At 61.5% G+C, this 19,374-nt stretch carries 15 protein-coding genes; all 15 read left to right on the forward strand.

Annotated features, from left to right (window positions below):
- Positions 1–9: 9 nt before the first annotated feature.
- The 15 genes from KP703_RS05890 (at position 10) to KP703_RS05960 (ending at position 19,248) form a co-directional block, all read left to right on the forward strand.
- Positions 10–2,046, forward strand: coding sequence for a penicillin-binding protein 2 (locus KP703_RS05890; protein WP_043553659.1), 2,037 nt, complete (start codon positions 10–12; stop codon positions 2,044–2,046).
- Positions 2,043–3,551, forward strand: a complete 1,509-nt coding sequence (locus KP703_RS05895) for a UDP-N-acetylmuramoyl-L-alanyl-D-glutamate--2,6-diaminopimelate ligase (protein WP_215754113.1) — start codon at positions 2,043–2,045, stop codon at positions 3,549–3,551. Before KP703_RS05890 ends, KP703_RS05895 begins: the two co-directional genes overlap by 4 nt.
- Positions 3,548–4,933, forward strand: coding sequence for a UDP-N-acetylmuramoyl-tripeptide--D-alanyl-D-alanine ligase (murF, locus tag KP703_RS05900; protein WP_215754114.1), 1,386 nt, complete (start codon positions 3,548–3,550; stop codon positions 4,931–4,933). Before KP703_RS05895 ends, murF begins: the two co-directional genes overlap by 4 nt.
- A complete protein-coding gene (mraY, locus tag KP703_RS05905; RefSeq protein WP_215754115.1) occupies positions 4,933–6,027 on the forward strand; it encodes a phospho-N-acetylmuramoyl-pentapeptide-transferase in 1,095 nt (364 codons plus the stop codon). The genes murF and mraY overlap by 1 nt, the downstream gene beginning before the upstream one ends.
- Entirely contained in the window at positions 6,024–7,439 is a 1,416-nt protein-coding gene (gene murD / locus KP703_RS05910; protein ID WP_215754116.1) for a UDP-N-acetylmuramoyl-L-alanine--D-glutamate ligase, read from the forward strand. Before mraY ends, murD begins: the two co-directional genes overlap by 4 nt.
- Entirely contained in the window at positions 7,439–8,602 is a 1,164-nt protein-coding gene (locus KP703_RS05915; RefSeq protein WP_215754117.1) for an FtsW/RodA/SpoVE family cell cycle protein, read from the forward strand. The genes murD and KP703_RS05915 overlap by 1 nt, the downstream gene beginning before the upstream one ends.
- Positions 8,599–9,747: an undecaprenyldiphospho-muramoylpentapeptide beta-N-acetylglucosaminyltransferase gene (gene murG, locus KP703_RS05920; RefSeq protein WP_215754118.1), complete on the forward strand. Its 1,149-nt coding sequence runs from the start codon at positions 8,599–8,601 to the stop codon at positions 9,745–9,747. The genes KP703_RS05915 and murG overlap by 4 nt, the downstream gene beginning before the upstream one ends.
- Entirely contained in the window at positions 9,744–11,174 is a 1,431-nt protein-coding gene (gene murC / locus KP703_RS05925) for a UDP-N-acetylmuramate--L-alanine ligase (protein WP_215754119.1), read from the forward strand. Before murG ends, murC begins: the two co-directional genes overlap by 4 nt.
- Positions 11,171–12,118: a UDP-N-acetylmuramate dehydrogenase gene (gene murB, locus KP703_RS05930; protein ID WP_215754120.1), complete on the forward strand. Its 948-nt coding sequence runs from the start codon at positions 11,171–11,173 to the stop codon at positions 12,116–12,118. The genes murC and murB overlap by 4 nt, the downstream gene beginning before the upstream one ends.
- Entirely contained in the window at positions 12,115–13,056 is a 942-nt protein-coding gene (locus KP703_RS05935) for a D-alanine--D-alanine ligase (protein WP_215754121.1), read from the forward strand. The genes murB and KP703_RS05935 overlap by 4 nt, the downstream gene beginning before the upstream one ends.
- Positions 13,053–13,955, forward strand: coding sequence for a cell division protein FtsQ/DivIB (locus KP703_RS05940; RefSeq protein ID WP_215754122.1), 903 nt, complete (start codon positions 13,053–13,055; stop codon positions 13,953–13,955). The genes KP703_RS05935 and KP703_RS05940 overlap by 4 nt, the downstream gene beginning before the upstream one ends.
- On the forward strand, positions 13,952–15,388 hold the full coding sequence (ftsA, locus tag KP703_RS05945) for a cell division protein FtsA (protein ID WP_062141668.1): 1,437 nt from the start codon (positions 13,952–13,954) through the stop codon (positions 15,386–15,388). Before KP703_RS05940 ends, ftsA begins: the two co-directional genes overlap by 4 nt.
- A gap of 84 nt (positions 15,389–15,472) precedes the next feature.
- Positions 15,473–17,035, forward strand: coding sequence for a cell division protein FtsZ (gene ftsZ / locus KP703_RS05950; protein ID WP_215754123.1), 1,563 nt, complete (start codon positions 15,473–15,475; stop codon positions 17,033–17,035).
- Between the two features lie 151 nt (positions 17,036–17,186).
- Positions 17,187–18,167: a UDP-3-O-acyl-N-acetylglucosamine deacetylase gene (gene lpxC, locus KP703_RS05955; protein ID WP_215754124.1), complete on the forward strand. Its 981-nt coding sequence runs from the start codon at positions 17,187–17,189 to the stop codon at positions 18,165–18,167.
- Between the two features lie 91 nt (positions 18,168–18,258).
- Complete coding sequence (locus tag KP703_RS05960; protein ID WP_043553647.1) at positions 18,259–19,248, forward strand: outer membrane protein assembly factor BamD; 990 nt, start codon at positions 18,259–18,261, stop codon at positions 19,246–19,248.
- Positions 19,249–19,374: the final 126 nt, after the last annotated feature.

Below are 19,374 nucleotides of genomic sequence, written 5' to 3' on the forward strand. Positions count from 1 at the left end.
CAACCCGATATGGCCGTTCCGCCGCACGATTATGATACCCCGCCCCCCGTGACGCGCACTGTGCGTGTTACGGGTGAGGATCTTCGTGCGCGTGCCCATCGGGACCAGATGCATGTCAGATTGCTGGGGGTTGCAGGCGGATTTTGCCTGCTTTTTGCTGTTGTTGCCGTCAAACTGTCCATCGCGACAGTTCTGCACCCCATGGCACCGGAAAAGCGGCAAATTGCCTCTCAGGTTCCGGAAATTCCCAAAATCGACCCGAAAGGCAGTCTGGCCGGAGACTTCTCTCTCCCGCAGGTGCATCGGGCATCTATTGTGGACCGCAATGGCCAGACGCTCGCGCTGTCTTTGCCGGTTGCGCAGGTTTACGCCAACCCGCAGGAACTGATTGATCCGCAGGACGTCACCAAAAAACTGAAAACCGTCTTGAAAGATCTGGACGAGGAAGAGACAACCCGCAGGCTCTCCCTGCCCAAACAGTTTGTGTATATCGCCCGTAATATTACGCCCCAGCAGGAACTGGCCATTAACAGCATGGGTATTCCGGGGATCTATTTTGAGGCCGGTGAACGCCGCCACTATCCGCTGGGCCACATGGCCGCGCAGATTATGGGCACCGTGGATATTGATGACCACGGCGTTGCCGGCGTTGAGCGTTACTTTGACAAACGCCTGATGAGCGACCATCGCCCGCTACGGCTCTCACTGGACGTACGCGTTCAGTCCGTGGTGCGGGATGAACTCGCCAATGCCATGAGCACCTTCCAGGCCATTGGGGCCTGCGCCATTGTGATGGATGTCCGCACGGGTGAAATCATCGCCATGGTCAGCCTGCCTGATTATGACGTGAATGAGTTTTCGCACGCCACGAATGATGCCCGTTTCAACCGCGCCGTCACCGGCCTGTATGAACCTGGCTCAACCTTCAAGCTACAAACGGCTGCCATGGGGCTGGAAACCGGCACCATTCATATCTGGGACCGTTTCTCCTCCACGCCGATCCATATTGGTCGCTTCACCATTTCGGATATGAAGAACGACCATTTCGCACCGTGGATGACCCTGCCGGAAGTGATGGCGTTTTCCTCCAACCCGGCCGCAGCTCATATCGCGCTGGATGTAGGTGGCACGCGGCAGGCGCAATGGTTCCGCGATATGGGCTTTTTTGCCCCCGTGCCGATTGAACTGCCGGAAGCCGCCCGCCCGCTGGTGCCGCACCAGTGGGGGATTTCCACCACCATGACGGTCGGGTTCGGGCACGGTATGGCCGAACCACCGCTGGCCATTGTGCGCGGCACGGCGGCCACGGTGAATGGCGGCATTCTTGTCACCCCTACCCTCTTGGAAAAGGAAGAAGGCCCGGCTCCCACGCAGGAAGCAGCCCTTGCCCAAGGTGTGCAGAACGCCGCACTGGAACAGGCGGAAGCTGACACCAGCATGGATCAAACCACCGTCGGGAGTGACGGTCTGGCTGTGCCGCAGGGCCAGCGGGTTATTTCTGAAAAAAATTCTGCGCTCCTGCGCCGCCTGCTGCGTCTGGACGTCACCGGCGGCACGGGCCGTACGGCAGAATCACCCGGCTATTTTGTCGGTGGGAAAACCGGCACTGCAGAAAAAATCGGTCCGCATGGCGGCTACCTGAAACACGTCAACATCTCGGCCTTTACCGGTATTTTCCCGATGAACGCGCCGCGCTACGCCGTGTATGTTATGCTGGACAGCCCCAAGCCCACGCCGCAAACCCATGGCTGGACCACCGCAGGCTGGAACGCGGCCCCGACCGTTTCCAAAATTGTCTCGCGCATTGGGCCAATGCTGCAAATCTTCCCCGATACGGCACACGCAGCCCAGATTGACGCCAGCATGGCGCTGCCTATGCACCCGGCGGTGCCGCGTGGCGTGCGCCCACTTGGCCCGGGTAATGACCCCGGAGACCCGCGCAAGGCGGAAGCCGAACATCGGGCGGCCAAGGCTGCAGAACAAAAAGAACGCGCAGCCCAGAAAGCTGCTCTGAAAAAACAGGCTCAGGAGGTGATGGACGAATGACCACACGCCTTTCCACCCTTCTCAAGACGATGAGCCTTACGGCAATCGGACCGCAGGGTGATCCGGTCATTACCGCCATCACGCCGGACAGCCGTGCCGTCAAACCCGGCACACTGTTTGCCGCCCTGCCCGGCGTTAAGCTCGATGGTCGGGCTTTTATCTCGGCTGCTGTGCAGAACGGAGCCGCTGCTGTGCTGGCGCCAACCGGCACGGTCTGGCCTGCGGATGCGGCACCCTGTCCGCTGGTGCTGGCAGACAACCCGCGCCATGTTCTGGCCGTTCTAGCCACAACACTGGCTGGGCGTCAGCCGGCATGCCTTGTGGCGATTACCGGCACCAACGGTAAAACCAGCACCACGGATTTCCTCCGCCAACTCTGGGCCTTGCAAGGGCTAAAAGCTGCTGGCGTGGGCACGCTCGGCCTGACTGGTGTGAACGGTCTGGGCATTACTATGCCGTCTCTCACCACACCGGACCCGGTGGCGCTGGCCAACGGTCTGGCAGCCCTTGCGCTGGCTGGGGTTGAGCATGTGGCGCTGGAAGCCTCCTCCCACGGGCTGGAACAGGGGAGACTGGATGGCCTGCATCTGTCCGCTGCCGGGTTTACCAACCTGACACGCGACCATTTGGACTATCACGGCACAGTGGAAGCCTACCGTGCAGCCAAGCTGAAACTGTTTGAGACGGTTCTGCCGGAAGGCGGTCTGGCTGTTGCCAATGCCGATATGGATGCTCAGACACTGGCAGAGCTTCGCGCAATTGCCACGAGGCGCAAGCTCACTCTGCGGCTGACCGGCGAGAACGGCACAACTCTGCGGCTGCTGCGCCACACGCCTTTACCCTCAGGGCAGGAGCTGGAACTGGACGTTTGCGGCCAGCACCAGACTGTCACGCTGGCGCTGCCGGGCCGTTTCCAGACAGACAACGCCCTGCTGGCCGCTGCCCTTGCGGCACCCGATGAGGCATCCCTGCCCGCCATTATCGCTCTGCTGCCGCATTTGCAGGGTGTGCGTGGACGTATGGAGCGCGCAGTGGTTTTGCCCAATCGGGCCAGCGCCTATGTGGATTATGCCCATACACCTGACGCCCTTGGCCGCCTGCTGGCCTCTCTGCGGCCGCACGCTCGGGGCAAATTGATTGTGGTGTTTGGCGCGGGCGGTGACCGTGACCGGGGCAAACGCCCGCTCATGGCGCAGGAAGCCGCACGCGGGGCAGATATCGCCATTATTACGGACGATAATCCCCGCACGGAAAACGCCGCCGCCATCCGCGCGGAAGTGCGCACCGGCGCGCCCGATGCGCTGGAAATTGGCGGGCGCAGGCAGGCCATTGCTGAGGCTCTGACCATGCTCGGCCCGGATGATGTGTTGGTTGTGGCCGGCAAAGGGCATGAGCAAGGGCAGATTATTGGCACGGAAGTCCATCCGTTTGATGATGCCGCCGTGCTGCGCGAACTGGCCGGAGCTCAGACCAGCGACACCTCAAAACAGGCAAACCCGGCATGACGGCTCTCTGGACACGCGACGAACTGGAAGCTGCCACCGGTGGCAGGTTTGCCGGCCCTGGCACGCCGGTTGTGACTGGCATTTCCATTGACACCCGGACACTGGCCCCCGGTGATCTGTTTGTCGCCCTGAAGGGCGACAACAGCGACGGGCACGCGCATATCGCCATCGCTCTGGATAAAGGGGCAGCCGCGGTGCTGGTGCATGACACCACCGGATGCACGGACCCACGCTTGCTCGTGGTGACGGACACCATGGCTGGCCTTCAGGCTCTGGCCCGTGCCGCACGGGCGCGCTTTACCGGCAAGATGGTGGCAGTTACCGGCAGTGTTGGCAAAACCACCACCAAGGAAATGCTGCGGCTGTGCCTCGGAGCCCTCGGCCCAACCCACGCTGCGGAAGCCTCCTACAATAACCACTGGGGCGTGCCACTCACGCTGGCGCGGATGCCGCGTAATGCAGCGTTCTGCATCAGTGAAATTGGCATGAACCATCCGGGGGAAATCCTGCCGCTGGCCAGCATGGTGCGCCCGGATATTGCCGTCATCACCACCATTGGCTCGGCGCATCTGGGCTATATGGGCAGCGTGGACGCCATTGCGCAAGAAAAGGCGGAGCTGATTACCGCTCTGCCGACCGGCGGCGTGGCCATTGTGCCGGATGACGCCCACGGCCAACCGTTTTTTACCGCTGCCGCCCAGCAGGCTAATGCCACCCTGTGGCATACCGGCCTGAAGCGGGACAGCTTTGTGCATCTGTCCGGCCTGAAGGCCCTCGAAGGCGGTAGCCAGTTTACCGCCCACGCAGGCAGCCGTTCTGTGTCGGTTACGCTCCACGCACCGGGCACGCATCTGGCCCGCAACGCGCTGACGGCACTGGCCGTGTGTGCGGCTCTGGGTGGGGATCTGAGCAAAGCGGCTCAGGCTCTCACCAGTTTCCGCCCCGGCAAAGGGCGCGGTGCGCTAGCGCAGATTGCCGGTGGGGACGTAACCCTGCTGGATGAAAGCTATAATGCCTCCTCCGCCTCCATCCGCGCGGCGCTGGATGTGCTTCGTCATCTCCCGGGTACACGCCGCATTGCCGTTCTGGGCGATATGCGTGAACTGGGCGATTTTTCCATCTCCGAGCATCAGGCGCTGGCTCAACCCGCCGCCGACGGTGCCGACCTTGTTTTCTGTTGCGGACCCCACATGAAATCCCTTTTTGATGCCCTGCCCAAAACGGCGCAGGGTGCCTGGGCGCAAGACGCCGCCACTCTGGCTCCTCTGGTTTGCGCGGCTCTGCGCAAGGGGGACGCCGTTCTGGTTAAGGGCAGTCTGGGGAGCCGCATGCGGGATGTGATTACGGCTCTGAACAGCCTGAGCGCCGTGGAGCCTGCCTGATGTTGTATTTTCTGGTCTCTCACCCGCTGACAGACGCGCATATCCCACTGCTCAACCTGTTCCGCTACATCACCTTCCGGGCCGGGGCAGCCTGCTTTACAGCACTGGCCATCAGCCTGATGCTGGGCCGCCCGCTTATTGCCATGCTGCGGCGTATTCAGCGCGGCGGTCAGCCCATCCGTGCCCTTGGGCCGGAACGGCATATTCTGGAAAAAAGCGGCACCCCCACCATGGGCGGTGTGCTGATCCTGATTGCCCTGTTTGGCTCCACCCTGCTGTGGGGTGACCTTGAAAATGGTTTTGTGTGGGCCGTCATGCTCACCACACTGGCGTTTGGCGCGGTAGGCTTTGCGGATGATTACCGCAAGCTGGCCCGCCGCAATACAGATGGCGTCTCCAAACGGATGCGGCTGGGGTGTGAGTTTTCGGCGTCGCTGCTGTGCGGCTGGTTCCTGCAAAGCCTGATGCCGGATGACCTGACCAACCAGCTCGCCTTCCCCTTTGTGAAAGACCTGCTGCTGCCGCTGGGGTTTGCCTACCCCATCTTCGCCATGATCACCATTACCGGCTTCGGCAACGCCGTAAACTTTACGGACGGGCTGGATGGTCTGGCCATTGTGCCCGTGGTCATTGCCGCTCTGGTGTTTGCCATCCTGTCCTACATTGTCGGCAACCATGTGTTTGCGGATTATCTGCAGGTCCATGCTGTGCCGGGGACCGGGGAACTGGCGGTTTTCTGCGCTGCACTCGTGGGGGCTGGCCTCGGCTTCCTGTGGTTTAACGCCCCTCCGGCTTCCGTCTTCATGGGCGATACCGGCTCTCTTTCTCTGGGTGGTGCGCTGGGTGCTCTGGCTGTGGCCATCAAGCACGAGCTGGTCCTGTGCATTGTTGGCGGCCTGTTTGTGGTGGAAACGCTCTCCGTCGTTATTCAGGTGTTCTGGTACAAGCGCACCGGGCGGCGTGTGTTCCTGATGGCCCCGATCCATCATCATTTTGAAAAGAAGGGCTGGGCCGAGCCTAAAATTGTCATCCGGTTCTGGATTGTTTCCGTCATTCTGGGGATGTGTGGTCTGGCCACGCTGAAATTGAGATGAGCAATTTTCCCGCCACTCTTTTTACCGGCCAGCATTTTGCTGTGCTGGGGCTGGGCCGGAACGGTCTGCCCGCCGTGTGTGCCCTCGCACAAAGCGGGGCCACAGTTCAGGCGTGGGATGATGGCGAGGCTGCCCGTGCAGCGCTCGCCAAAGCTGTAACAGCCCTCCCGCAAGACGCTGCCGCCCGGATTAGCTGCGCGCCGATCGAGAGCCTGACTGGCGCCGATGGTCTCGTCCTCTCCCCCGGTATTCCGCATGTGCTGCCCAAGCCGCATCCCGTCGCCATCATGGCGCAGGAGGCTGGCGTGCCGATCCTGTCCGATGCGGAACTGCTGTACCGGGCGGTCCGCAAGGCAGGCAGCAAGGCGCGGTTTGCTGGCATTACCGGCACCAATGGCAAATCGACCACCACCACGCTGCTGGCCCATATTCTGGCCGAAGCCGGTGTGCCGGTTGCCGCTGGCGGGAACCTTGGGCCCGCCGCGTTAGCACTCCCTCTGCTGCCCGATAACGGCGTGTATGTGCTGGAAATGTCCTCCTACATGCTGGAACGACTGGACACGCTGCATTTTGATGCCGCCTGCCTGCTGAACCTCACCCCGGACCATCTGGACCGCCACGCAGGCATGGAAGGCTATGCTCGCGCCAAAACCCGCGTCTTTACCCATCAGACCGCGCAGGATCTGGCGGTCATTGGCGTAGATGATGACTACTGCCGTGACATTGCCAAAACCCTTCAGGCAGGCCCCGCGCAATGCGTGACTATTTCCGGCACCAACCCGGACTGTGATGCGTACGGGCAGGCCAACGCCATCTGGCAGGCAGGCGCGTGCCTTGCGCACCTTGGCCCCTCTCTGCCCGGCAGCCATAACGCGGAAAACGCTGCCGCTGCCTGTGCCATGGCGCGCTTTCTGGGCGTGGCGGACGCCGCACTCGCTGCGGCTGTTCTCTCCTTCCCCGGCCTGCCTCATCGCCAGAAGCTCGTGGCAGAGCAGGCCGGCGTGGCCTTTATTGATGATAGTAAAGCCACCAATGCCGATGCCTCCGCGCGTGCCCTGGGCTGTTATGACCGGCTGATCTGGATTGCTGGCGGAATGGCCAAAGAGGGTGGCATTGCCTCGCTCACGCCCTATTTCCCACGCATTGTGCATGCGTTCCTCATCGGGCGGGATGCCGCACAACTGGCGGAAACGCTGGCAGCCCACGGCGTGGCGTTCACACTTTCCGGCACGCTGGAAAACGCTGTACCCGCAGCCTATGACGCAGCCCGAAACACGGGCACGCCCGTCGTGCTGCTGTCCCCCGCCTGCGCCAGTTTTGACCAGTTTTCCGGGTTTGAAGCCCGTGGGCTGCGCTTTCTGGAACTGGCCCGCGCGGTGACGGAACAGCCGCAAACAGGAAAGGCCGACTGATGGCAGGCTCCCGCATTGATGACTCCCGGTTTGGGCGCTGGTGGCGCAATGTGGACCGGACGACGCTTATCTGCGCGTTCATCCTGATCGGCTTCGGCTATATCCTGATGCTGGCCGCAAGCCCGGCGGTTGCGGTGCGTATTGGCGCCTCCCGCAACATGTTCATTTTCAAACAGGTGATGTTCCTTACAATCGCGGGTCTGATTGTGGTGAGTGTCTCCATGCTCTCCCGCAAGACAGTGCTCAGGCTTTCCCTTGTGGGGGGCGCGCTGATGCTGGGGGCAACGGCCCTCACGCTGGTGCATGGGATTGAAATCAAAGGCGCGCGACGGTGGATTGCCCTGCCGCTGATGTCGCTCCAGCCCTCGGAATTCCTCAAGCCCTGCTTTGCCGTGGTGACCGGCTGGTTGCTCACGCAGCGCCGCGTTTCCCGCTATTTTCCGGGTATGCTGCTGGCCTTCGCGCTGTTTGGCGTCATTCTGATGCTGCTGAAATCCCAGCCCGATATCGGGATGCTCACAGTCATCACCACAGTGTTCATGACCCAGCTTTTTGTGGACGGGCTGAACCTGATTCTGGTTGGGCTGGGCATTGGCGTTATGATTGGCGCAGGTATTGCCGCCTTCTTCCTGTTCCCGCATGTGCGCTCCCGCGTGGAGCGCTTCCTGCATCCCAACGTGGGCGACCATTACCAGATTGATACCGCGCTTCGCGCCTTCGGCAATGGCGGCCTGACAGGCCGTGGCCCCGGTGAAGGCCGCGTGAAGGATCTGCTGCCTGATGCCCATGCGGACTTTGTGTTTGCTGTGGCCGGGGAAGAATATGGCCTGATTGTCTGCATGCTCATCATCTGCGTGTTCGGCGTGATTGTGGTGCGCACCCTGCTCCGGCTGATTCGGGAAGATGACCCGTTCATCGTCATTTCCACCACCGGACTGGTCACGGGTTTTGGCTTGCAGGCCTTTGTGAATATGGCGTCCTCCTTGCATCTCATCCCCACCAAGGGCATGACGCTGCCTTTCATTTCCTATGGCGGCTCTTCCGCTATGTCCGTGGCATTGGCCATGGGCATGGTGCTGGCTCTCACACGGCATCAGCCGGGTGAACGGTTGCCACGCAGCGGAGGCTTCATGACCACTCTCAGACAATGGCGGCCCGTATGACCCAACGCACTATCGTCATTGCCGCAGGCGGCACCGGCGGACATTTCTTCCCGGCTGAAGCGCTGGCCGATGCTCTGGCTGAACGTGGCCACCGGCTGGTTTTGATGACCGATGCCCGCGCCGGTGCGCGCACGGCAGGCGTCTTCTCTCGCGGGCCGCAATATGTGCTGCCCGGTGCCGGTGTGGCCGGACGCGGCCCGATGCGTGCTTTCAAGGCAGGCCTCACCCTGCTGAGCAGCGCATGGAAGGCCCGCTCCATTCTGCGCAGCGTCCAGCCGGACGCCGTAGTGGGGTTTGGCGGTTATCCCTCCGTGCCGCCGCTGCTCGGCGCGCGCCTGCTGGGCCGCAAACATCCGGCCCTGATTATTCATGAAGGCAATGCCGTTCTGGGCAAGGCCAATGCTGTGCTGTCCCGCTTTGCGGATGTCATTGCCACGTCTTTCCCTTCCGTCGCCAAACTGCCAATTGGTGCGCGCACGGCCTTTACCGGCATGCCGGTGCGCCCGGCTATTGCCGCACTGGCGGGTGAAGGCTGGACCATGCCGGATCAGACCATCAACCTGCTGGTCTGGGGTGGCTCTCTGGGTGCCAGCGTGTTTGCAAAAGTGGTGCCCTCCGCCCTTGGCAAGCTGCCCGAAGAGCTGCGTGCCCGCCTGCACGTTACGCAGCAGGCGCGGAAGGATGATGTGGACGCCACGCGCAAGGCCTATGCCGATATGGGCATTACTGCCCGCGTGGAACCGTTCCTGAATGATGTGCCTGCGCTGTTGCAGAGCGCGCATCTGGTGATTGGCCGGGCTGGTGGCTCTTCCGTTGCGGAGATCACCACCGCTGGCCGCCCCTCCATTCTGGTGCCTCTACCCATTGCCGCGAGCGATGAGCAGACCGAAAACGCCCGCGCCATCACCACAGCGGGCGCTGGCTGGATGATCCGCCAGCCGGACTTTACCGCCGCCACACTGGCAGACCGCCTGAATGACCTCCTTACGGCCCCGGAAGAGCTGGCGCGCGCAGCGGCCGCCGCAGCCTCACTCGCCCGCCCGGATGCCGCCACCCGCCTGGCCGATGTTATAGAAGAATGCTTGCACCTTTCCCCCTCGCCCGCCTATCCGACACCTCCCAGCCAGACGGAGTTCAGCGCATGAGAGCCCTGCCCCTTTCCATCGGAACCATTCATTTTGTCGGGATTGGTGGCATCGGCATGTCCGGCATTGCCGAGGTGCTGTCCATGCTGGGCTATTCCGTACAGGGGTCGGATATTGCAGAAAACGCCAATGTCAAACGGCTGCGCGCTGCGGGTATTCCCATCAGCATTGGTCACGCTGCGGAAAATCTGGGGGAAGCTCAGGTTGTCGTCATTTCCACGGCTGTCAGCCGGGATAACCCGGAAGTGGTGGCAGCCCGTAGCCGCCTGATCCCGGTAGTGCGGCGTGCGGAAATGCTGGCCGAGCTCATGCGCCTGCGCTGGTCCGTCGCGGTTGGCGGCACGCACGGTAAAACCACCACCACCAGCCTGATTGCAGCGGTGCTGGAAGCCGCGCGGCTGGACCCCACCGTGATTAACGGCGGCATTATTGAGGCCTACGGCACCAACACCCGCATGGGCAAAGGCGACTGGATGGTGGCGGAAGCGGATGAGAGCGATGGCTCCTTCCTGCGTCTGCCCTCCGTGATTTCCGTTGTGACCAACATGGACCCGGAACATCTGGACCACTGGGGTTCCGCCGAGGCCATGGAAGCAGCGTATGACCAGTTTGTCTCCAACGTGCCGTTCTATGGCTTTGCCGTGCTGTGCATTGACCACCCCGCCGTGCAGCAGATGATCCCCCGCATGTCCGACCACCGGATTGTCACCTACGGGTTCTCCCCGCAGGCAGACGTGCGGGCTGAAAAGCTGATTACCGACAAGATGGGGGCGACGTTTGAAGTCACCCTGACCGACCGCTCCACCCGCCGCACCCGCAAGGCCGGACCGTTCCGTCTGCCCATGCTGGGTTCCCATAACGTGCAGAACGCGCTGGCCGCCATTGCCGTGGCGACCGAGATGGATATCAGCGATGATGTCATCCGCTCCGGTCTGGCCGCCTTCCGGGGTGTGAAACGCCGCTTTACCCGCACCGGTGAATGCAACGGCGTGACGGTGATTGATGATTACGGCCATCACCCCGTAGAAATTGCTGCCGTGCTGAAAGCTGCGCGACAGGCCGGAGCCAATAACGTAATTGCGGTCATGCAGCCGCACCGTTATTCGCGCCTGAAAATGCTGTTCCCTGATTTCTGCACCTGCATGAACGATGCCGATACCGTCATTGTTTCCGACGTCTATGCCGCAGGCGAACAGCCGGACCCGGACATGAGCCGCGACAAGCTGATTGAAGGCCTGCGTGAACGCGGCCACCGCTCCGTGGTGCCGCTCTCCAGCCCCGACCATCTGGCGGAAATGATCAACGCCATCGCCAAACCGGGAGACTATGTTGTGTGCCTCGGTGCAGGCACTATTACCAACTGGGCGCAGGCTCTGCCGGAACAGCTTAAGGCGCTGCACGCAGCCGATGGCGGGCGCGCAGCATGAGCCTGTCTTCCGCCTCCATGACGGATCTGGTGCAGCAGGCATTTGCCCAAACCCGTGGCCGCCTGACACCGCAGGCCCCGCTTGGCCCGCGCACATGGTTCCGCGTGGGCGGGGCAGCGGAATGGCTGTATCAGCCTGCGGATGCGGAAGATCTTGCGTCAGTCATGCAGCGCCTCTCTCCAGAACTTCCCGTAACGGCGCTGGGTGCCTGCTCTAACGTTATTATCCGCGATGGCGGGCTGGATGGCATTGTCATCCGTCTGGCGCGCGGGTTCTCCGACATCACGGTGGAAGAAGACGGGCTGGTGGTCGGCAGCGCCTGTCTGGATGCCACCGTGGCCGAGTATGCTGCACAGGCCGGTCTGGCCGGTCTGGAATTTCTGGCGGGAATTCCCGGCTCCATCGGCGGGGCCGTGCGGATGAACGCCGGGGCCTATGGGTCCGATATCGCCACCGTGCTGGACTGGGCAGAAATCATCACGCGCGATGGCAGTCTGATACGGCTGGATGCTGGCGCACTGAAGTTTGGTTATCGGCGCTCCGGCCTGCCGGAAGGGGCTTTGGTTATCCGCGCCCGCCTGCGTGGCACGCCGGACAAACAGACCGATATTTCCGCCCGCATTGCGGAAATCCGCGCAGCGCGTGAACTCTCCCAGCCAGTGCGGGCCAGAACCGGCGGGTCCACCTTCCGCAACCCGGACCCGGATATTTCCCTCCATAAGGCATGGAAACTGATTGATGCCGCTGGCTGCCGTGGTCTGAAGCGCGGGGACGCGCAGGTGAGCGAGAAGCACTGCAACTTCCTGATCAATCTCGGTCAGGCCACCGCCGCCGACCTTGAAGGTCTGGGCGATGAGGTGCGGCATCGTGTCGCGCAGCAGTCCGGCGTCCAGCTGCATTGGGAAATCAAACGCATCGGCAAGGCAGAAGGACCCTCCGCATGAGCAACAGCAAACGGATTACCGTTCTGATGGGCGGGATTTCTTCTGAACGTGAGGTTAGCCTCGCCTCCGGCAAAGGGGTGGTCGAAGCGCTGCGCAGCCTTGGCCATACCGTCAGCACGCTAGACCCCGGGGCCGATCTGGCGGCACTCGTCACCACGCTGACCGAACAGAAGCCCGATGTGGTCTTCAACGCCCTGCACGGACGGTATGGCGAAGATGGCTGTATTCAGGGTGTGCTGAACTGGATTGGTGTGCCTTACACCCACTCCGGCGTGCGCGCTTCCGCCACAGCCATGGACAAGGCCGCTGCCCGCGCTGTCTTCCTTTCCGCCGGACTGCCGGTGGCCGAAGGCAAGCTGGTTGCCATTGAGGATCTGGCGAAAGCTGACCCCCTGCCCACACCGTATGTGGTCAAACCGGTGAGCGAAGGTTCTTCCGTCGGGGTTTCTATTGTCCGGTCCGGCTCCAATACGCGGCAGGAAATTGTCGAAAACTGGCGCTATGGCCCGCATGCGCTGGTGGAAGCCTTTATTCCCGGCAAGGAAATCACGATTGGTGTGCTGGGAGACCGCGCCCTGACCGTGACAGACATCACCCCCGCGCCCGGCGGCGGGCATGATTTCTATGATTATGACGCCAAATACACCAGCGGCGGCTCCAGCCATGTTCTGCCTGCGGCCATTGATGACGCCGTGAGCAAACAGGCCTGCGCAATTGCCGTTGCAGCGCATCAGGCGCTTGGCTGCTCCGGTGCCTCCCGCTCGGATTTCCGGCTGGATGATACCGGCCCCGGTCCGGCCCGGCTTGTGCTGCTGGAAGTCAACACCCAGCCGGGGATGACGGCCACCTCTTTGCTGCCGGAACAGGCCGCCTATTGCGGCATCAGCTATCCGGAACTGTGCGGCTGGCTGGTTGAGCAGGCAACCTGTCCACAATGAGAATCCCCTCTTCCCCTTCTGATCGTCCGTCACGCTTCGGGCTGTTTGCCCGACGGCAGAAGCGGCTGATCCGCCCCTTGCTTGGCGTGCTGTTTCTGGCGGCGCTGGGGGGAGGAGCCTACCTGTATCTCCAGCAACCCGGCGCGCAGGAACGCCTGGCCCCCCTTCGGGAGAAGGTTCTGAGCGCTGCCCCACTGCGGATCACCAAAATTCAGGTGCAGGGCGCGCAGCTCACCAGCGATTCCGCCATTCACAAAGCACTTGGCGTGTCCGTCGGCGAGCCGGTACTGAATTTCAGCGTTTCCGATGCACGGGACCGTCTGAACGCCCTGCCCTTTGTGGATCATGTCACTGTTGAGCGGCATCTCTCGGGCGAAATTGACGTCACTATTACAGAGCGTCCGCCCTTTGCCGTCTGGCAGCATCAGGGGCACTTTGAACTCATTGACCGGCAGGGCAAACGCGTGCCGGATCAGGGCATGACCGGCAAGGATGCCGAAGCCTTTACCAAGCTACCTCTGGTAGTCGGTGATGGCGCGAATGATGCCGCCTCCGCCCTGATTGATGCACTGGCACAGGAACCCTCCGTGCGCGACCATGTCACGGCTGCCGTACGGGTCAGCGACCGCCGCTGGAACCTGACCTTGCGGGATGGTGCGACGGTCTTTCTGCCAGAAGGCGAGGAAGTTCCTGCCATTCACCGGCTGGCCAAGCTGGATGCCTCCACGCATCTGCTGGACCGGCCTGTGGTGCTGATTGATATGCGCCTGCCCGACCGCCTGACCATTCGGGAGCGCCCCCCGCAGCCCACTCCGGCCCCCTCCGGCACAGATGCCGCATCGCCTCCATCACAGCCCGGCAGCACGTCCCCCGCTGGCCGGCAGGGAAGTCCTGCATGACGAACCGCACGCGCCCGTCCTTCTCGCTCAATTCCGCTGCGCAGTCCCGCCTGCGCAAGAAGGCCAGCACGACATCCGCCTCCTCCAGTCTGCGGATGAGCGGGGATGACACCATTCTGCCGCTGCCCCCGTCCGAAACCAACAAGCGTCCACGCACCTGGCGGAATGGTTATTCCGCCGTGCTGGATATTGGCTCCACCAAAATCACCTGCCTGATTGGCAAGGGAGAGCCAAACGGCAGCCTGAAAGTCATCGGCTGCGGCTGGCGGCGCTCCGCCGGCGTGCGGAACGGCGCCATTACAGACCTGCAGGCAGCAGAAGCCGCCATTCGCGCCACCGTCGGGCAGGCGGAACTGATGGCCGAACGGACGATTGACCGGGTGGTGGTCAACCTCTCCTGCGGGCATCCAGCCAGCCGGTTGTTCAACGTGCGCTGGCCGGTTGGCGGGCGTGTGGTAACGGAAGCTGATATTCGCCGCGTCGTCACGGAAGGCCGCGTTCAGGCCACCGTGGAAGGGCGGGATGTGGTGCATACCCTGCCGATTGATTTCACGGTAGATGATACGGAAGGCGTGGCCGACCCGCGCGGCCATCTGTGTGACACCCTGAAAGCGCGGCTGCATATTATTGATGCCGCCTCTACCGCGTTGCTTAATCTTGAAACCGTCCTGAGCCGAGCCGAACTCAAGATGGAAGCGCTGGTGTCTTCTCCCCTCGCCTCTGGCCTGTCCGTGCTGGATGCGGATGAGCGGGAGTTGGGTACTACAGTTGTAGAGATGGGTGGCGGCACAACGTCACTCGCCGTGTTTGGAGAAGGACAGATTCTCCATACTGCTCAGATCAGCGTCGGCGGCCTGCATGTCACGCGTGATATTGCGCGGGGCCTGAGCACATCTTTAGAAAATGCAGAACGGCTCAAGACAGTTTACGGCAGTGCCGATCTGTCTTCGGATGTCGAAGATGAAATTCTGACCGTTGAGCTTCTGGGCAATGACGTTCCTCATTTTGAACAGATTTCCCGCGCACAACTTGGCCGTATCATCCGCCCCCGCATGGAAGAAACACTGGAGCTGGTGCGTGAAAAACTGGATGGTGCGGGGCTGGGGAATGCCGCCAGTGGCCGCATTGTGCTGACAGGCGGTGCCTCTTTGCTAGACGGCATGCGTCCGCTGGCAGAACGTATTCTGGGGGCCTCGGCATCCAAAGGCCGCAGTGGCGGGCCGGCCTTTACACGGTCCGTGCGGCTTGGACGACCTAAGCATATTCTGGGTCTTCCGGAAAACACGGCTGCCGCCGCGGGGTTTGCTACAGCGGCTGGCCTGCTCTCCTGGGCAGCCAGTGCAGAGCGCCCCTTCGGCGATGTCGAGTTCCGCGAAGCACCGCCCTCAGGCATGTTACAAAGACTCGTCGCTTTTATTCGTGACAGAGTTTGATATACTTAGAGAAATATTGATAACTTCGCTCTAGCATCCATCTGAAGACTTCGTTAGTTTGCCGCAGCTGCCCGGGAGAGCCACATGACACTGAACCTGACCGTTCCACCTCAGACACATGCTGATTTTTCACCGAGAATTACGGTTTTCGGTGTTGGGGGCGGCGGCACGAACGCAGTTGACAACATGATTGCGTCCAGCCTTCAGGGTGTGGAATTTGTTGTTGCTAACACGGATGCACAGAGCCTTGCCAAGAGCCGTGCAGACCGCCGCGTGCAGCTTGGCCCGCACCTTACCCACGGTCTGGGTGCTGGCGCAAAACCGGAAGTTGGCCGTGGTGCAGCGGAAGAAGCAGCAGACGAGCTGGCCCGGTATCTGGATGGCTGCCACATGGTGTTCATCACCACCGGCATGGGCGGCGGCACCGGCACCGGGGCAGCTCCCGTTATTGCCCGCATGGCGCGTGAGCGGAATATTCTGACGGTTGGCGTTGTCAGCAAGCCGTTTGATTACGAAGGCAAACGCCGCGCCCGCATTGCGGAAGAAGGCATTAAGGAACTGCAGCAGTACGTTGATACGCTGATTGTGATTCCCAACCAGAACCTGTTCCGCGTGGCCAGCGAGCGTACAACTCTGCGTGAAGCCTACAAGATGGCTGACCATGTGCTCTACATGGGCGTGCGTGGCGTGACCGATCTGATGATGGCCCCCGGTTACATCAACCTCGACTTTGCCGATATCCGCAGCGTTATGGCGGAAATGGGCAAGGCCATGATGGGCACGGGTGAAGGCGAAGGTGAAAACCGCGCTGTTGAAGCCGCCGAGGCCGCCATTGCCAACCCGCTGCTGGAAGACACCTGCATGTCCGGCGCGCAGGGCCTGCTGGTCAACGTGACCGGCGGTGAAGACATGACGTTCTTTGAAGTGGACGAAGCCTGTAACCGTATCCGCCGTGAAGTGGCGGAAGACGCGAATATGATCTTCGGCTCCATTATTGATGAGAACATGAACGGCAAGATCCGCGTGTCCGTTGTGGCAACGGGGATTGATATCGGCACGCAGGCAAATGACCGCCCGCATCTGGTCGCGGTGGATGGTGAAGCACAGGCTGAACAGCAGACACTGGCAACTGGCACGGGTCCGTCCGTCATGGCCAATCCGGCACAGCCCACCTCCACCATGCAGCAGCCTGCCGCGCCGCGTATGGATGCCGGCATGCAGCAGCCCCGTCCTGCCGCAGCGCCTGCTCCGCAGTCTTATCAGCCGCAGCAGGGTGGGCAGCATGTCTCGCCGCCGCCCGCACACAGCGTGCCCGGCCAGATCAACACGGCTCCGGCAGCACAGGCTCCGGCTCCGGCGCAGGCTCAGCCGCAGCGTCCGGCGGCCTCCCCGCGGGCCGGTCTGTTTACGGAAGCCCCGCGCTCTCCGTATCTGCCGGAATCCAGCCAGCCGTCCTCACGCAGCCTGTTTGGCCGCGTAACCGGTGCTTTCCGTCGCGCTGGCGGTGCTGAAGAACAGCGGAGCGAACCGGCTATTGAACCGCAGCGTCCGATGGTCAGCCCGGCTGGTCAGCAGGGTGCAAGCGTGCGCCCGGCTGATACAGATGATGCAGGGCTTGAAATCCCGACCTTCCTGCGCCGCCAGTAAAAAAGCGCAGTTTTCTGCCGCGCTGCTCGTCCCGGGCAGCGCGGTTTTTTTATGTAATAGACGGCAATAATGATTGACTCGCCAGAACAGCAGGCGGGCTTTAGCGTTAACCTGCACGTCTTTTAAACCGCGCAGGAAAGAAGCCAGAGCCATGGACAGTCTGCTTATGGAACCCACAAACCGCTCCGCCACGCTGGAGCCCGTTTCTGGCCCTGCCCAGCCCTCTGCAAAACATCTGCCTGCGGTCCAGCACACCCTGCATCACGCCATTTCCTGCGTGGGCACGGGTTTGCACACAGGGGCGCGTATTACGCTCACCCTTCAGCCTGCCCCTGCCGGACATGGCGTTGTGTTCAAACGCTCGGATCTGAACGCAGCTCTTCTGCCTGCACGATTCGATTATGTGGTCGACACACGCCTCAGCACGGTTCTGGGAGATGTGACCAACCCGGCCAATCGCATTGCCACCATCGAACATCTGATGGCGGCGCTGAACGGCTGCGGGATTGATAATGTTCTGGTACTGGTCGATGGGCCGGAAATTCCGGTATTTGATGGTTCTGCTGCGGATTTTGTCTTTCTGATGGACTGCGCTGGCCGCGTGGCGCAGGAAGCGGTACGGCACCGGATTGATGTGCTGCGCCCCGTGCGGGTTGAACAGGGCGATGCGTTTGTTGAACTCAGCCCGGCCCCTGTCCAGAACCTGCATCTGGACCTGAGCATCGATTTCCCGGCGGAAGCTATCGGCAAGCAGACCTTCTCCACCGAGTTGACTCCCGCCACCTTCCGGCAGGATCTGGCGCGCAACCGCACCTTCACGCTACGGCAGGAAATTGAAGCCCTGCATAAAGCCGGTCTGGCGCGGGGTGGCTCGCTGGATAACGCCATTGTTGTGGATGGGCATGAGATTCTCAACCCGTCCGGCCTGCGCTGCCCGGATGAGTTTATCCGCCACAAGGTGATGGATGCGGTGGGTGATCTGTATCTGGCAGGAGCCCCCCTGCGTGCCCGCTTTACCGGCCACCGCTCAGGCCATTGCCTGAACAATAAGGTGTTGCGCGCCCTGTTTGCAGATCCCTCTGCATGGCGCTATGTCCCTGCCCATGCGAGCTTTTCCCTCGCAGCAGCGTAAGATGCATAACCCCAAAATACAAAGAGCCTCTTCATTCTCTTTTCTTGAGCGCCATGCGTGCTATAAGACAAGTTCAATTTGAAGAGCCGGAATGTCTGTGAGCCTCATTAATTCTCTTTCCGTTCGCTGCCGCATACGCCGCCTGGCTTCGGCTGGTCTGCTTTTGGGCTTGTCCGGGTGCAGCCTGTTTGGCGGAGGGAAACCCGCTCCGGCTCCTAAACTGGCATCACCGGAAACCCTGTATAATAACGGGATTGATGCTCTGCGGACCCAGCGCTATACGCTAGCCTCTGCCGAGTTTGAGGTGTTGCAGCAGAATTACCCCTATTCCGGCTACATTGCGAACGCCCAGCTGATGGAAGGGTATTCCTACTACCTTAAAGGGAAATACCCTGAGGCCGTGCAGCAACTGAACCGCTTTATTGGCCTGCACCCTACCAGTGCCGATGCAGCCTATGCCTATTACCTGCGCGCTCTGTGCTTTTATGAGCAGATTGCAGACGTGAAGCGTGACCAGCAGGGCACCGTGGAAGCCATGGATGCGCTGGAAGAAGTCATCACCCGCTTCCCGCAGTCTCAATATGCCCGTGATGCTCAGCTGAAAATTGACCTGTGCCGTGATCATCTGGCCGGTAAGGAAATGCTGGTTGGCCGTTACTACCAGCAGGAACGCAATTACGAAGCCGCGATCAACCGCTACCAGCGCGTGATCCAGGATTTCCAGACAACTAACCATGTGCCGGAAGCGCTTGAACGCATGGTCGAAGTCTATCTGGACCTCGGCCTGACGGATCAGGCCCGTAAGTCCGGCATCGTGCTGGGTTACAACTATCCGGGCAGCAAATGGTATCGGTACGCCTATAGCAACCTGAAGCGTTACAAGCTGCTCAGCAGCAACTTCCCCATCCCGGGTAAAGTGATTAACGCGCAGCCCAAGCCGCCTGCTGAAACAACGCAGCCGCCCACGGCAGCCGGAACTGCTCCGGCTCCTGCGGCCATGGATATCAAGGCCGCACCGGTTCAGCCTGTTAAGAAACAGCGTATTGAACCGCAAGTCGATCAGGCGCCGGTCCTGCGTTAAGCAGAGCGGAATGAGACAAAAACCAGACCCACGCCGGAGCCACAGCCTCCGCGTGGGTTTGTTGTTTTTATAGGCAGACAAAGCGGCGGATGAAGGCTATAAGCCGCAAGAACGTATAGTGAACAG

Origin of the sequence: Acetobacter sp. P5B1, from assembly GCF_018811985.1 — a bacterium.
Classification (GTDB): Bacteria; Pseudomonadota; Alphaproteobacteria; order Acetobacterales; family Acetobacteraceae; genus Acetobacter; species Acetobacter cerevisiae.